The sequence below is a fragment of the Dyella sp. 2YAF14 genome (assembly GCF_052114725.1).
Lineage (GTDB): Bacteria > Pseudomonadota > Gammaproteobacteria > Xanthomonadales > Rhodanobacteraceae > Dyella.
Genome location: NZ_JBFRFH010000009.1, coordinates 144,425 through 159,039, shown reverse-complemented (window position 1 = coordinate 159,039; position 14,615 = coordinate 144,425). Strand labels below are relative to the sequence as shown.

Genomic DNA, 14,615 nt, shown 5'->3' with positions numbered 1-14,615 from the left:
TCCCCAGTCCGTGAGGCGCACAGCTTCCATCCCCGATTCCCTGTTCGGAGAACCAACCATGTCCCGCAGCATCATCACCACCGACAAGGCGCCTGCCGCCATTGGTCCGTACTCGCAGGCTGTGCGCACCGGCAACACGGTGTATTTCTCGGGCCAGATTCCGCTGGATCCGGCCACCGGTCAGATGGTGGAGGGCGACATCGCCCTGCAGGCGCGCCAGGTGTTCGTCAACCTCAAGGCGGTCGCAGAGGCTGCTGGTGGCTCGCTGGAAAAGATCGTGCGCGTTGGCATCTACGTGACCAACCTGGGTCACTTCGCCACCGTCAACGAGATCATGTCCGAGTATTTCCAGGCACCGTTCCCGGCGCGCTCGACCATCGAAGTGTCTGCGCTGCCGAAGCTGGCGGACATCGAAGTAGACGCCATCATGGTGCTCGACTGATCGAACCGCACGCCCCGCGCTGACAGGTGGCCGCGTGCGGCCGGCTGCAGCGCGAGGGTGGGCTCGGTTAGGCTTCGTCGATGCCGCCCAGTCGCGCCAATGCCGCCACGATACTTTCCGACCCCGGCGCCACGCCGGTATCGGCGTTGCCTGGTGTCGGCCCGGCGTTGGCGGAAACGCTGGCGCGTCTTGGTCTGGAGCGCGTGCAGGACCTGTGGTTCCACTTGCCCCTGCGTTACGAGGACCGTACCCACCTCACTCCCATCGCTGATCTGCGTCCCGGCGAGCGCGCACAGGTCGAGGGCGTGGTCGAGGCAGTCGAACGCGGGTTTCGCTATCGGCCACAGTTGAAGGTAGCCATTACCGACGGCTCGCAGCAGACCCTGGTGTTGCGCTTCTTCCATTTCAATCGCAGCCAGTCCGAACAGCTCAAACCCGGCACGCGCCTGTTGTGCTACGGCGAAGTGCGGCAGGCGGCGCTCGGGCTGGAGATGGTGCATCCGCAGTACCAGCGACTGAGCGGCGACGAGCCTGCGGTCGTCGATGAATTGCTGACGCCGGTGTATCCGACGACCGAAGGGTTGGGGCAGAAGCGGCTCGCCGGCGTGATCGCCAAGGCGCTGGCGCTGCTGCCGCAGGATGCGCAGCTGGAGCTGATACCCACCGAGCTCTGCGTCGCCCACGGCTTGACCTCGCTGCGCGAAGCGCTGCTCTATGTGCATCGTCCGCCGCCGGATGCCCATCTCGGCCAGCTGACTACCGGTCGTCATCCCGCGCAGCAAAGATTGGCGTTCGAAGAATTGCTCACCCAGCACCTCAGCCTCAAGCGCATGCGCGCGGCGGTGCGTCGGCGCCATGCGCCGCGCCTGCCCGGTACGGGTGAGCTGCGCGAACGGTTGCTGGCCAGTCTGCCGTTCGGACTCACTGGCGCGCAGCAACGTGTGAGCCAGGAGATTGCCAAGGACATCGCCCAGGGCAGCCCGATGTTGCGGCTGGTGCAGGGCGATGTGGGCAGCGGCAAGACCATCGTGGCCGCGCTGGCGGCCTTGGCTGCCGTCGAGTCCGGCCAGCAGGTGGCCTTGATGGCGCCGACCGAACTGCTTGCCGAGCAGCATCTGCAGCACTTCCGCCATTGGCTGACGCCGCTGGGCATCGAAGTGGCATGGCTCGCCGGCAAGGTGACGGGCAAGGCGCGCCAGCAGGCTTTGCAGCGGGTGGCATCGGGTGCTCATGTCGTGATCGGCACGCACGCCCTGATGCAAGAGGGTGTGTCCTTCTCGCAGCTTGGGTTGGTGATCGTGGACGAACAGCATCGCTTTGGCGTGCAGCAGCGCTTGTCCTTGCGCGACAAGGGCGCGGACCATGAGAGCGGCCTGGTGCCTCATCAATTGGTGCTGACCGCCACGCCGATTCCACGCACGCTGGCCATGAGCGCGTACGCGGATCTCGATGTATCGGCGATCGACGAGCTGCCGCCGGGCCGCACGCCCGTCCAGACCATCGCGATTTCCAACGCGCGCCGCTTCGATGTGATCGAACGCATTCACGCGGCCTGTCTCGAAGGGCGCCAGGCGTACTGGGTGTGTACCCTGATCGAAGAATCCGAACAGCTGCGCGCGCAGGCTGCCGAAGTGGCGCACGCGGAGTTGTCATCGGCGTTGTCCGATTGCCGCATTGGCCTTATCCACGGGCGCATGAAGCCCAAGGAAAAGCAGGCTGTGATGGATGCCTTCAAGGCAGGCGAACTTTCGGTGTTGGTCTCCACTACCGTGATCGAAGTGGGTGTGGATGTGCCCAACGCCAGTCTGATGGTGATCGAAAACAGTGAACGACTCGGGCTGTCCCAGTTGCACCAGTTGCGCGGGCGAGTGGGGCGAGGGGCGATCGCTTCGAACTGCGTGCTGCTGTATCAGCCACCGCTTGGCCAGCTGGCGCGCGAACGCCTGCAGGTCATGCGTGACACGAATGACGGTTTTCGCATCGCGGAGAAAGACCTGGAATTGCGCGGCCCCGGCGAAGTGCTGGGCACGCGGCAGACGGGCCAGCTGAGTTTCCGCATCGCCGATCTCTCGCGCGATGCGCATCTGCTGCCGGCCGTGCAGGAGGTGGGTGCGGTGCTGTTGGCGCATCATCCGCAGCAGGCCGAAGGGTTGATTGCGCGCTGGATCGGCGCTGCCGCCCGTTACGCACATGCCTAGCGAGGAGCACTCTCCCTGTGGGAGCGCACCCTGTGCGCGACAGCCTTTCGCCGGCACCTCGCAGGACGAGTCGCGCACAGGGTGCGCTCCCACAATAAATTGCGCTGCCGATTGACGCTTGCGCGCGTCCGTAGAACGCCTAAGCTAATCGGTTCGCTCCCTAACGCGAGTTCCCCATGACCCAGCTGCAACTGTTGATCGACACCGACCCGGGCGTAGACGATGCGCTCGCCATCCTGATGGCGCATGCGCATGCCGACGTACTCGGACTGACCATTGCAGCGGGCAATGTCGGCCTCGCGCATACGGTGCGCAATGCGCGCACGCTGGTGGATCTGGTGGCCAAGCCGACGCCGGTGTTCCCGGGTTGTCCGACGCCGCTGGTGCGCATGCCGGAAGAAGACGCCGTGCACGTGCATGGCACCGACGGCCTGGGCGATGTCGGCTTTCCGGAGCCGCGCAGCGTGGCTGCCGATGAGCACGCCGCGCATGCACTGATTCGTCTTACCCGCGAACATCCCGAGCTGACCCTGGTGGCTCTCGGACCGCTGACCAATCTCGCGCTGGCCGTGCGTCTCGACCCCGCCTTGCCGCAGCGGGTGAAGCGCCTGGTGATCATGGGTGGCGCGGTCACCGGGCTGGGCAACACCGGCAAAATTCCCGCCGAATTCAATATCGGTTTCGATCCCGAGGCAGCGCACGTGGTGTTCGAGGCCTTCCCGATGTTCGACCTGGTCGACTGGGAAGTGGTGCTGCGCCACGCCTTCGACGACGAGGAATTCAATGGCTGGATCGCTGCAGGCGACCAGCGCGCGACCTTCTTCGAGCAGGTGTTCGGCACGGCGCGTGCGTTCAATGCCAAGCGCGGCCGTCGCGGCGTGATCGCGGCGGACGCGCTGGCGATGGCGGTGGCGATCGATCCGGCCATGGTGACGCGAGCCGAAGAGCGCCACGTCGCCGTCGAAATGGATGGCCGCCTGACCCGTGGCGCCACCGTGGTGGACTGGACCGCCAGGCTGGGCCGCCCGGCCAATGCCCGCATCGTGATGGAGGTGGATCAGGCCCGTTTCGGCGCCATGGTGAGGCGGGCGCTGGGCGCCTGAACGGCTACAATGGGCGATCCGCCGGTCCAAGTCCCTGAGCGACTTGCCAATGGGGGCGGCTCATGGTTAAAATGCCGCTCTTTTCACCCACCGCTTTGAGTCAGTCATGAAGCCCGATATCCATCCCAATTATCGCCAGGTGGTGTTTCAGGACCTGTCGTCCGATTTCGCGTTCCTGACGCGTTCGACGATTTCCTCGAAGGACACCGTCAAGTGGGAAGACGGCAACGAGTACCCGCTGGTCAAGGTGGATATCTCGAGCCATTCCCATCCGTTCTACACCGGCAAGCAGAAGTCGCTGGACACCGGCGGCCGCGTCGACAAGTTCCGTCGTCGCTACGCGCAGAAGTAATCGCGCGAAGTCTCTGCTGTCACGCTGCGGCCACGCAGCGTACGCAAGCTGAAACGCACGGGGCGAGCTGATGCTCGCCCCGTGCGTTTTTGCGTCCGCCCATCCGACCATCCGCTAGGGCATGTTGGCGGGACGATATGCGATAATCGGCGGCGAGGTGTCGCAGCCATCCCCCCACGCGACATCAACCCTACCTCGTCGGCCATCGCCTTCGCGCGACACGTCGGCGACGACATAAGCGTGAAGGAGGTTTTCCGTGTCCGATTCCAAGATCGTCAAGTTGGTGGATGAGTCGACCAACCGCAGCAGTGAACTGCCCCTGCTCAGCGGCACGTTAGGTCCCGCATGCATCGACATCGGAACGCTGTACAAGGACACGGGACATTTCACTTACGACCCGGGTTACGGCAGCACCGCCAGCACCAAGAGCGCCATCACCTATATCGACGGCGACGAAGGCGTGCTGTTGTATCGCGGCTACCCCATCGAGCAGCTGGCCGAGAAGTCGAATTTCCTCGAGACCTCCTACCTGCTGCTCAATGGCGAGCTGCCGAACAAGGATCAGTTCTCCAAGTTCGAGCACGACATCACGCATCACACGATGATGCACGAGTCGCTGAAGGACTTCTTCAAGGGTTTCCATCACGACGCGCATCCGATGGCCATGCTGGCCGCCTCGGTGGCGTCGCTGTCGGCCTTCTACCACGACGATATCGACGTGGATAACCCCGATGACCGCAAGCTCGCTGCGATCCGTCTGATCGCCAAGATGCCGACGATTGCGGCTGCCTGCTACCGTTACTCGATCGGCTGGCCGTTCCGCTATCCGCGCAACAACCTCGAGTACGTCGACCGCTTCCTGCACATGATGTTCGAAGTGCCGAGCGAGCCGCTGGAGATGAGCCCGGTCGCCGCCAAGGCGCTGGATCTGTTGTTCATCCTGCACGCCGACCACGAGCAGAACGCCTCCACCTCGACCGTGCGTCTGGTCGGTTCCACCGGTGCCAACCCGTACGCCTCCATCGCTGCCGGCATCACCGCGCTGTGGGGTCCGGCCCATGGCGGCGCGAACGAAGCTGTGCTCAAGATGCTCGAAGAGATCGGCACCGCCGACAAGGTCGAGACCGCCGTCAAGCGCGCCAAGGACAAGAACGACAACTTCCGCCTGATGGGCTTCGGCCATCGCGTCTACAAGAACTTCGATCCGCGCGCGAAGATCATCCGCGAGATGTGCCACAAGGTGCTCAACGAGCTGGGCGTCAACGACCCGCTGCTCGACGTGGCCATGAAGCTGGAAGAAGCGGCGCTGAAGGACGACTACTTCGTCGAGCGCAAGCTCTACCCGAACGTCGACTTCTACTCGGGCATCATCTACAAGGCCCTGGGTATCCCGACCGAGATGTTCACGGTGATGTTTGCCATCGCCCGCACCTCGGGCTGGATCTCGCACTGGATCGAGCAGCATGAAACGCCGGGATCGCGTATTGGTCGTCCGCGCCAGATCTATACGGGTGCTGACGTGCGTAACTACGTGGCTAGCGACAAGCGTTGATTCGCTCGATCATTGAATGAAAAAGCCCCGGTTTTCCGGGGCTTTTTTTGTGGGTATCGGCAAGATTGTGTCGCGCACAGGGTGCGCTCCCACAACAGCCCTCATCCCTGTGGGAGCGCACCCTGTGCGCGACAGGCCTGTCAACGAAGCGCTGACGACAACATCCTCTCAAACTCATCGTCGTTGTCGGCTGTAGCCAGCAACTCCTCGACGGCAGCCAGCGACGCCCTTCGCATCGGCTTCTCATCGATGCGATCCAGCGGCGCCTGCTTCAGCGCATCGCGCGGCAACACGGTGATGTCAAAGGGCAGGCCGTCGGCGGCAAACAGCAGTACGGGATATTCCTCCTGCTCGTCACGCGTGGTGCGCAGGCGGCGCGTCTGCTGGGTGATTGGTACGCCGCGTTCCTGCAGGAACAACACGACGTTTTCCGCGGTGTCGCTGAAGACATGCAGGCAGACCGCCGAGTGGGCATCCGCCGTGCCTTCAAGTACGGCGCCGACCAGTCGCGGATCGAAGCGGTCAAGGAAGCGCATGGCTTCCACGGCGGCCTCGCGTCGTTCCTGCAGCAACTGGGGCTGGGATTCGGCGTGGAAGATGCGCTGGTGTTCCCTCAGTGCGTCTTCGATTTCGTTGTTGCGCGGCAAGGCCTGCGCGTCCAGGATGCCCAGCCGCTCGGCGGCCTTGACCTTGGCGTGATGGAAATCGCGGATGCCGTGCTCGCTCATCAAGCGCGCCGCTTCCTGGGCGACGCGAAGACGATTGCGCTGCAGGCGATCCTGCGCGTGGATGCGATGGTGCTGACCTCGTGCCATGCCTCATTCCCCCGGCAATCTGGCGCCCGTCGTTGCGGACGCCAGCGGCAGCACGGTCTGGTGACGGAACCGGCGCTGCCGACGATTAGAAGATGTCGTAGGCGTGCTGCTGATCCTGGTCCTCCTGCTGCTGGTTGGCCTGGTTACGCAGTCGATCCACGTCTTCGACCTTGAAGATCTCCGACATGATGTTCGGGTCGTCCGCGCCGGCGGGCAGGCCGCTTTGGCGGTCTATCTGTACCGTAGTGATACCGGGCGGCAACGGCAAGATGGAGGCCGGCTGGTCCTTCAGCACCGCGCCGGTATAGCTCATCCAGATCGGCAGGGCCGCCTTGGCGCCGAACTCGCCCTTGCCGAGCGAGCCGAAGTCGTCGAAGCCCACCCAGACCGAGGTCACCAGGTCGCCGTTGAAGCCGACAAACCAGGCATCGCGGTGATCATTGGTCGAACCGGTCTTGCCGGCCAGGTCGGTGCGGCCCAGGGCGGCGGCGGCCGCACCGGTACCGCGCTTGACCACGTCCTGCATCAGCGAAGTGACCAGGTAGTCGTTGCGCACCTCAATGACCTGGGGCGCCAGCACTGGCGGGTGGGCGCCGTCGCCATGGGCGTCGGCCGGGAGTACGGCATCGCCGACGCCGGCTACGCTGCCGGAAGTTGTCGGCGCACTGGCGGCAGCGGCGACTGAATTTCCTGGTGCGGCCCCCGTATTGGCCGGCGGCGGGCCGGGCGGGCGGGTATCGAGCAGGCGTTCGGCGCAGGTGCGGCAGGCGCGGGCCGGATTGGCCTGATAGACCGGCTTGCCGTCGCGGTCATCGATCTCACTGACGAAGTACGGGGTGACCAGATAGCCGCCATTGGCAAACACGGCGTAGCCACGGGCCATGCTCATCGGCGACACCGAGGCCGTGCCCAGCGCCATCGACAGGTTGCTGGGCAGCGAATCGAGCGCAAAGCCGAAGCGGGTGGCGTAATCGCGGGCGAAACGCACGCCGATGGCGTCGAGCAGTCGCACCGAGACCAGGTTCTTGGATTGCACCAGGGCCTCGCGCAGGCGGATCGGGCCATCGAACTTGTCGTCGTCGTTGGACGGCGTCCACAGGCCGCCAGGGCGCGAGGGGTCGGGCAGGGCGAGCGGTGCATCGTTGACGATGGAGGCCGGCGTGAAGCCGCGCTCGAAGGCCGCCGAGTAGATAAAGGGCTTGAAGCTCGAACCCGGCTGGCGTGCGGCCATCACGGCGCGGTTGAACTTGCTGCGCAGGAAGTTGAAGCCACCGACCAGGGCCTGCAGCGAGCCGTCCTCGGGATTGAGCGAGACCAGCGCGCCCTGTGCCGCCGGGATCTGGGTAAGCAGCCACTGGCCCTTGTCGTCGCGCGCCACGCGGATGATGTCGCCGCGCTTGAGCACGGTGGAGACGCTCTTGGGCGTGGCCCCCACGCGGGTGTCATCGATGCGCGGACGGGCCCAGCTCATCGCATCCAGGTTCAGCTGCACCTCGTCGCGGCTGGCCAGATAGACGCTGGCCGCGGTGGCCGACACCTGGGTCACGATGCCTGGCTGCATGCCGGAAATGTCGGTGTAGCCGGCCAGGGCGCGCTCCAGTTCATCCGTGCCGGCATCGGCAGCCAGCTCCTGGTGGGCCTCCGGGCCGCGCCAGCCGTGGCGGTGGTCATACTCGACCAGGCCCGAGCGCATGGCATCCACTGCGGCCTGCTGGCGCTTGCTGTCGACCGTGGTCTTGACCACATAGCCTTCGGTGAGGGCGTCGTTGCCCAGGCGGTCGAGCACCTGCAGGCGCACCATTTCGGCCAGATACGGCGCATCCACCTCGATGGCCGGCTCATGCGGCGAAGCGTTGATCGGCTCGGCGATGGACTGGTCGTACTCGGCCTTGGAGATGAAGCGGTTCTCCAGCATCTGGCCGAGCACCCAGTTGCGGCGCGCCAGCATGCGCTTGGGGCTGTTGAGCGGGTTCACCAGCGAAGGCAGCTGGAAAGTCGAGGCCAGGGTGGCGCATTCGGCCACGGTGAGCTGGTCCAGCGTCTTGCCGTAGTAATAGGAGGCCGCCGCGGCCACGCCGTAGGAGCGGTGGCCCAGGAACATCTTGTTGAGATAGAGCTCCAGGATCTGGTCCTTGGTCAGCTCGCTCTCCATGCGCAGGGCGATGAAGATCTCGGTCAGTTTGCGCGAATAGAGCTTTTCCGGGCTCAGGAAGAAGTTGCGCGCCACCTGCTGGGTGATGGTGGAGCCGCCCGAGCCCTTGTCGCCACCCGAGGCCACCACATGCCAGCTGGCGCGGGCGATGCCGTGCCAGTCCACGCCGGGGTGCTGGTAGAAGCTGGCGTCCTCGGCGGCGAGCACCGCGTGCTTGAGCCGGTCGGGCACCTGGCCCATCGCCACGGGGATGCGGCGGGTCTCGCCGAAGCTCGCAATCAGCTTGCCATCTGCCGAAAGCACCCTAAGCGGCACCTGCATGTGGTAGTCCTTAAGGACCGCCACGGAGGGGAGCCGGGGGGAAATAAGCCAGTAGGCCACGCCAACCGCCGCGACACCCAGCAGCAAACCTGTAAAAGCCAGGACGAGGATCCAGCGCAGCAACCGCTTAAGAATTTGCATGATTTGGGTGTTTGCGAGACGTGAGTCAAAACAAGTCAGAGTATAGATGTAGCAGTATCCACGGCATGAACCGAGCCCGTCACAGCAAGAAGCAGGCCAGTGGCCCAGTCGCCCAACCTGTGGATGCCGTCACGCGAATGAGTCGAGAAAAAGCTCGTAGGCCGTTGCCAATACGTTAATTTTTGGATTAAATGCCGATGCGCATCAGACCAATCTGAGTCTGGACGCACAGGGGCAAGGGGGAACATCGTGGGGCTCTTTACACCCAAGAAGCCGCCACTTGTTGGCGTCGACATCAGTTCGACGGCCGTCAAGTTGCTGCAACTCAGCCAGGCCGGCGGTCGCTATCGCGTGGAGCATTACGCGGTCGAGCCACTGCCCCCCAACGCTGTAGTTGAAAAGAATATTGTCGAGGTCGAGGCCGTGGGCGAGGCGATTCGGCGTGCGCTGGCGCGTTCGGGTTCCAAGCTCAAGCACGCGTCCGCGGCGGTGGCCGGGTCCGCCGTCATCACGCGCGTGATCCCGATGCCGAGCGAATTGTCCGAGGATGATCTGGAAGGCCAGATCCAGGTCGAGGCCAACCAGTACATCCCGTATCCGATCGAGGAAGTCAGCCTGGACTACGAGATCCTCGGTCCGGTCCGCGACAACCCCGAAATGAACAACATCCTGCTGGCCGCCTCGCGTACCGAGAATGTGGACATGCGCGTGGCCGCGCTCGATCTGGGTGGCTTGTCCGCCAAGGTGATCGACGTCGAAGCGTTCGCCATGGAAAACGCGTTTGCGATGGTGGCCGACCAGTTGAACGTCGGTCGCGACGCGCTCGTCGCCGTGGTCGACATCGGCGCCACCATGACCACGCTGTCGGTGCTGCGCAACCAGCGCACCATCTACTCGCGTGAGCAGGTGTTCGGCGGCAAGCAGCTCACCGACGAAATCATGCGCCGCTACGGCCTCTCCTACGAGGAAGCCGGTCGCGCCAAGCGCAAGGGTGGCCTGCCCGACTCTTACGAGAGCGAGGCGCTGGAGCCGTTCAAGGAATCGCTGGTGCAGCAGATCAGCCGCCTGCTCCAGTTCTTCTTCGCCGGCAGCGAATACAGCAAGGTCGACCAGGTCGTGCTTGCTGGCGGTTGCGCATCCATCGAAGGCATCGGTCCGATGCTCGAAGACCAGCTTGGCGTGCCGTGCGTGGTGGCCAACCCGCTGGCGCGCATGTCGCTGTCGCCTCGCGTGCAGGCCCAGTCGCTGGCACAGGACGCCCCCGCATTGATGATCGCGGTCGGCCTCGCGCTGAGGAGCTTTGACTGATGGCACACATCAACCTACTTCCGTGGCGCACCGAGCGCCGCAAGCAGCGCGAGCGCGAGTTCTTCATGCAGTTGGGCGCGGCTGCCGTGGCAGCGGTGCTCGCCGTGCTGGTGTGGTACGGCTGGATGGATGGCCGCATCAGCAGCCAGAACGACCGCAACGCCTATCTGCAGGGCGAGATCAAGCAGCTCGACGAGCGCATCACCAAGATCAAGGACCTTGAAAAAGTCCGCGAAAGCCTGCTCGCGCGCAAGCAGATCATCGAGCAGCTGCAGGCCAACCGTTCGCAGATGGTCCATCTGTTCGACGAGCTGGTGAAGACGATCCCGGCCAGCGCCCGCCTCAACGGTCTCAAGCAGACCGGTGATTCGATGACGCTGGATGGCGTGGCGCAATCCAACGCCAGCGTGGCCGAGTACATGCGCAACATCGAGACCTCGCAGTGGATGGGGCATGCCGATCTGCGCAAGACCGAGAACACGCATGGCGACAGCCGTCTGCCGTACGCGTTCGGGTTGGATGTGGCGTTGAGCCGGCCCAAGGGTGACGACAACGGCGATGGTTCCAGCGAAGGTCATGCACCGGCCTCCGCCAGCTCCACGGCTCAGCCGGCCGCGGCCCATGACGCGCAGCCTGCCAAGGCCGCGACCGTGGCAGCCCCGGCTACGCCGGCCGCCGCCCCTGCCGCCGCGACCCCTGCAGCCAACGGAGGAGCCAAGTAATGAAGTTCCTCAATGATCTGCAGAGCCTGGACCGCAACAACATCGGCGGCTGGCCCAAGTCGGTCAAGATGTTCTTTACCGGTTTGCTGCTCGCCCTCATCGTGCTGGGCGGCTGGTACTTCTTCGTCAGCGACCAGCAGGACCAGTTGCAGTTGGCCGTTGCCAAGGAAGACCAGCTCAAGAAAGAGTTCTCCGACAAGCAGGCCAAGGCGGTCAATCTCGAGGCTCTCCAGCAGCAGCTTGACGAGATGCAGGACATGCTGCGCCAGTTGCTGCGCCAGCTGCCCAGCAAGACCGAGATGCCCGAGTTGCTGATCGACGTTTCGCAGACGGCGCTGTCGGCCGGCCTGGAAACCGAGCTGTTCCAGCCCGGTCCGGAGTCGCCGAAAGACTTCTACGCGGAAAAGCCGATCCAGTTGCGCATGGTGGGCACCTACCACCAGTTCGGCACCTTCATCAGCGGCGTGGCTTCGCTGCCGCGCGTGGTGATCCTGACCATGCACGACGTGTCGCTCACGCCCAAGAATCCAGGCGCCAAGGGTGCCGCCAACGGGTTGCTGGTACTGCAGGGCACCGTGAAGACCTATCGCTATCTGGACGAAGACGAAAGCGCGTCCGCCAAGGCAGCCAACGCCAAGTCGACGCACGGCAAGCCGGCCGCGAACACGGGAGGGCAGAAATGAGCAAGTTCGCTGCCATCAAGCCTGCCTCCATGGGCAAAGCCGTGCTGGTATTGGGTGTCGTCCTCACGCTCGCCGGTTGTAGCGGGCAGGACGATCTCCACCAGTGGGTCGCCCAGGAAAAGCAGAAGAAGGGCGCGCCGATCCCGCCGCTGCCCGTCATCAAGACGTTCGAGACCTTCCAGTACAACGACCAGGACAAGCGTGATCCGTTCAGCCCGAGCACGGCCGAACTCCAGGGCAGCGCCAACACGGGGCCACGGCCGGATGAAAACCGCGCCAAGGAGCCGCTGGAAATGTTTGCGCTGGACAGCTTGAAGATGGTCGGCACCGTGGGGACAGGTGCCGCAACGGAAGTGCTCGTGAAGGACCCCGGTGGCGTGATCCACCGTGTCCATCGCAACGAATACATGGGCCAGAACTATGGTCGGGTCACCGCGGTAGCCGATGACCATATCGACCTGGTGGAACTGGTATCCAATGGCAACGGTGGCTGGATGGAACGTTCCGCCAGCATCGCGCTCAGCGAGAAATAAGAAACAGGGGCTGATGCAATGACCAACCAAATCAAAACCGTTCGGGGCAGTGTCATGCGCCAGGCTAGCCGTTATGTGGTTGTGGGCCTGCTGACGCTGGGCGCCGCCTGGTCGAACGCGGCGGCTGCGGCCACCAGCACCCTGAAGGACATCAGCTACGACACGCTGCCAGGTGGCCGTGTCGAGCTGCATCTGAACTTCGCCCAGGGTCCGGTGCCGGAACCGAAGATCTTCACCACCGGCAATCCACCGCGCATCGCGGTCGATTTCCCCGATACCGATAACGCGGCGGCTCGCCATCTCGATATCGGCAAGGGTGCAACGACCGGCGTCTCGGCGGTTTCCGCCGGCGGCCGCACCCGCGTCGTGGTCGAGCTGGTGCGCGACTCCACCTACCGTTCCCGCGTCGAGGGCAACAGCCTCGTGCTCACGGTGAACAACGGTACCGATGCGCAGACCACCACCACGGCATCGAACATCGATCCGTCCAAGGCGCTGCCGTCGATGGCCAGCGGCCCGGCGGTGTCCAACATCGACTTCCGCCGCGGTCCCAATGGCGAAGGCCGCATCCTGATCGACTTCAGTGCTGCCGGCGCCAGCGCCGACATGAAGCATCAGGGTGACAAGGTGATCGTGGATATCAGCCACGCCAACCTGCCGCCCAATCTGGCCCAGCGTCTGGACGTGCTTGATTTCGCCACGCCGGTGCAGTCGATCGTCACCAAGTCCAATGGTGGCGGTGCGCATATGGAAATCAGCACCAAGGGTGTGGTCGATACGTCGGCCTACCAGAGTGGCAACCAGTACGTGGTGGAAGTGGCGCCGAGGAAAAAGGACCCGAAGGCCGACGCCATCGCGGCCAAGGGCCAGGAGCCGGTCTACACGGGCAACCGCGTGACCTTCAACTTCCAGGACATCCCGGTGCGCTCGGCCTTGCAGCTGCTGGCTGATATCTCCGGTCTCAACCTGGTGGCTTCCGATACGGTGGGTGGCAGCGTTACGCTGCGCCTGGTCAATGTGCCGTGGGATCAGGCCCTCGACGTGGTGCTGCGCGCCAAGAGCCTGGACAAGCGCCGCAACGGCAACGTGATCTGGATTGCGCCGCAGGAAGAGCTGGCCAAGTACGAGCAGAGCATTGCCGATGCCCGCATGAAGGCTGAGGACAACGCCGAGCTGGTCACCGACTATGTGCCGATCAGCTATGGCAAGGCCAAGGACATTGCCAAGCTGCTGACCACGGGCAGCCAGCAGAGCACGGGCGGTGGCGGCACCAGCAGCAACGCCTCGCGCGGCTTTCTGTCATCGCGCGGTAGCGTCTCGTTCGACGATCGTACGAACACCCTGCTGATCAACGACAACCCGCAGAAGATCCGCGAGCTGCGTGCACTCATCGCCGTGCTGGACAAGCCGGTGCAGCAGGTGCTGATCGAGTCGCGCATCGTCATCGCAACGGACAACTTCACCCGCGAGCTCGGCGCCAAGTTCGGTGTGCAGGCCAAGAAGGTGAACCCGAGCGGCCAGACGCTTTCGACGGGTGGCACATCCAATGGTGACGGCACGGCCGGTGGCATCAACGTCAATCTACCGACCACCACCCAGGCCGGCAGCTTCGCCCTGGGCATCCTCGGCAAGAACTACGCCCTGGACCTCGAACTCTCGGCCGCACAGACCGAAGGTCGTGGCGAAGTGATCTCCAGCCCACGCGTCATCACTGCCAACCAGCAGGAAGCAGTGATCCGCCAGGGTCAGGAAATCGGCTACGTGACCTACCAGAACAGCGCGACCGGCGCGTCGGGCAGCGGTACAGCGACCGTGCAGTTCAAGGACGCCGTCCTCGAGCTGAAGGTCACCCCGACCATCACCTCCGACAACCGCGTCTACCTGATGATCAACGTGAAGAAGGACGCTCTGGCGGACTTCATCACCGTGCCGGGCAGTGGCCAAGTGCCGCAGATCGACACGCGTGAGATCAACACCTCGGTGCTGGTCGACAACGGTCAGACGGTGGTACTGGGCGGCATCTACGAGATCACCAAGCAGAACAACGCCACCAAGGTGCCTGGTCTGGGCGATATCCCGGGTCTGGGCGTGCTGTTCCGCAATACAACGCGCGAAAGCGACAAGGCGGAGCTGCTGATCTTCGTGACCCCGCGCATCCTGAGCGAAAGCCTGCAATAAGCGCGGTTTCACTGAAATAAGGCAAAGGGGCGGCTTCGGCCGCCCCTTTGTTTTGGGCACGCGAGCCGCGCTCGATGGGGGCCGGAAGTCATGGGTAGTAAACTTCCGGAGCCAG

The 14,615-nt window shown here is 64.1% G+C and carries 12 protein-coding genes; 10 read left to right on the top strand and 2 right to left on the bottom strand.

Annotation, left to right across the window (positions count from 1 at the left end; translation table 11 throughout):
• Positions 1-58: 58 nt before the first annotated feature.
• The 5 genes from AB4Y82_RS14270 to AB4Y82_RS14250 all read left to right on the top strand — a co-directional run bounded on the left by AB4Y82_RS14270 (position 59) and on the right by AB4Y82_RS14250 (position 5,647).
• Positions 59-442 carry a RidA family protein gene (locus AB4Y82_RS14270; RefSeq protein WP_441604500.1) on the top strand — a complete coding sequence of 128 codons (384 nt, stop codon included), beginning with the start codon at positions 59-61 and terminating at the stop codon, positions 440-442.
• An 80-nt stretch (positions 443-522) separates the two neighbouring features.
• The gene (recG, locus tag AB4Y82_RS14265) at positions 523-2,640 is read left to right on the top strand and encodes an ATP-dependent DNA helicase RecG (RefSeq protein WP_441604499.1); all 2,118 of its coding nucleotides are present in this window, start codon (positions 523-525) and stop codon (positions 2,638-2,640) included.
• 176 nt (positions 2,641-2,816) lie between these two features.
• Positions 2,817-3,743: a nucleoside hydrolase gene (locus AB4Y82_RS14260; protein ID WP_441604498.1), complete on the top strand. Its 927-nt coding sequence runs from the start codon at positions 2,817-2,819 to the stop codon at positions 3,741-3,743.
• Between the two features lie 106 nt (positions 3,744-3,849).
• Complete coding sequence (locus tag AB4Y82_RS14255; RefSeq protein ID WP_046972144.1) at positions 3,850-4,095, top strand: type B 50S ribosomal protein L31; 246 nt, start codon at positions 3,850-3,852, stop codon at positions 4,093-4,095.
• A gap of 256 nt (positions 4,096-4,351) precedes the next feature.
• Positions 4,352-5,647 carry a citrate synthase gene (locus tag AB4Y82_RS14250; protein WP_441604497.1) on the top strand — a complete coding sequence of 432 codons (1,296 nt, stop codon included), beginning with the start codon at positions 4,352-4,354 and terminating at the stop codon, positions 5,645-5,647.
• Positions 5,648-5,787: 140 nt separating this feature from the next.
• On the opposite strand, the gene AB4Y82_RS14245 is transcribed toward AB4Y82_RS14250, so the two are convergent.
• The gene (locus AB4Y82_RS14245; protein ID WP_441604496.1) at positions 5,788-6,462 is read right to left on the bottom strand and encodes a hypothetical protein; all 675 of its coding nucleotides are present in this window, start codon (positions 6,460-6,462) and stop codon (positions 5,788-5,790) included.
• Between the two features lie 85 nt (positions 6,463-6,547).
• Positions 6,548-9,076 carry a penicillin-binding protein 1A gene (locus AB4Y82_RS14240; RefSeq protein WP_441604495.1) on the bottom strand — a complete coding sequence of 843 codons (2,529 nt, stop codon included), beginning with the start codon at positions 9,074-9,076 and terminating at the stop codon, positions 6,548-6,550.
• Positions 9,077-9,325: 249 nt separating this feature from the next.
• Between AB4Y82_RS14240 and AB4Y82_RS14235 the strand changes: the two genes are divergently transcribed.
• Genes AB4Y82_RS14235 through pilQ form a run of 5 tightly spaced genes read left to right on the top strand, consistent with a single transcriptional unit; the run spans position 9,326 to position 14,500 of the window.
• The gene (locus tag AB4Y82_RS14235; RefSeq protein ID WP_046972148.1) at positions 9,326-10,384 is read left to right on the top strand and encodes a pilus assembly protein PilM; all 1,059 of its coding nucleotides are present in this window, start codon (positions 9,326-9,328) and stop codon (positions 10,382-10,384) included.
• Positions 10,384-11,106: a PilN domain-containing protein gene (locus AB4Y82_RS14230; protein WP_441604494.1), complete on the top strand. Its 723-nt coding sequence runs from the start codon at positions 10,384-10,386 to the stop codon at positions 11,104-11,106. The genes AB4Y82_RS14235 and AB4Y82_RS14230 overlap by 1 nt, the downstream gene beginning before the upstream one ends.
• Positions 11,106-11,789 (top strand): type 4a pilus biogenesis protein PilO, encoded by a 684-nt coding sequence (locus AB4Y82_RS14225; RefSeq protein WP_441604493.1) that lies wholly within the window; start codon positions 11,106-11,108, stop codon positions 11,787-11,789. The genes AB4Y82_RS14230 and AB4Y82_RS14225 overlap by 1 nt, the downstream gene beginning before the upstream one ends.
• Entirely contained in the window at positions 11,786-12,322 is a 537-nt protein-coding gene (locus AB4Y82_RS14220; RefSeq protein ID WP_441604492.1) for a pilus assembly protein PilP, read from the top strand. Before AB4Y82_RS14225 ends, AB4Y82_RS14220 begins: the two co-directional genes overlap by 4 nt.
• A 54-nt stretch (positions 12,323-12,376) precedes the next feature.
• Positions 12,377-14,500 (top strand): type IV pilus secretin PilQ, encoded by a 2,124-nt coding sequence (gene pilQ / locus AB4Y82_RS14215; protein WP_441604491.1) that lies wholly within the window; start codon positions 12,377-12,379, stop codon positions 14,498-14,500.
• The last annotated feature ends 115 nt before the right edge of the window (positions 14,501-14,615 follow it).

Excerpts from the sequence above, each read along its gene's own strand:
- AB4Y82_RS14260 (WP_441604498.1), top strand. The coding sequence starts at position 2,817 with ATGACCCAGCTGCAACTGTTGATCGACACCGACCCGGGCGTAGACGAT.
- AB4Y82_RS14255 (WP_046972144.1), top strand. The coding sequence starts at position 3,850 with ATGAAGCCCGATATCCATCCCAATTATCGCCAGGTGGTGTTTCAGGAC.
- pilQ (WP_441604491.1), top strand. The coding sequence starts at position 12,377 with ATGCGCCAGGCTAGCCGTTATGTGGTTGTGGGCCTGCTGACGCTGGGC.
- AB4Y82_RS14225 (WP_441604493.1), top strand. The coding sequence starts at position 11,106 with ATGAAGTTCCTCAATGATCTGCAGAGCCTGGACCGCAACAACATCGGC.
- recG (WP_441604499.1), top strand. The coding sequence starts at position 523 with ATGCCGCCCAGTCGCGCCAATGCCGCCACGATACTTTCCGACCCCGGC.
- AB4Y82_RS14220 (WP_441604492.1), top strand. The coding sequence starts at position 11,786 with ATGAGCAAGTTCGCTGCCATCAAGCCTGCCTCCATGGGCAAAGCCGTG.
- AB4Y82_RS14245 (WP_441604496.1), bottom strand. The coding sequence starts at position 6,462 with ATGGCACGAGGTCAGCACCATCGCATCCACGCGCAGGATCGCCTGCAG.
- AB4Y82_RS14230 (WP_441604494.1), top strand. The coding sequence starts at position 10,384 with ATGGCACACATCAACCTACTTCCGTGGCGCACCGAGCGCCGCAAGCAG.
- AB4Y82_RS14240 (WP_441604495.1), bottom strand. The coding sequence starts at position 9,076 with ATGCAAATTCTTAAGCGGTTGCTGCGCTGGATCCTCGTCCTGGCTTTT.
- AB4Y82_RS14270 (WP_441604500.1), top strand. The coding sequence starts at position 59 with ATGTCCCGCAGCATCATCACCACCGACAAGGCGCCTGCCGCCATTGGT.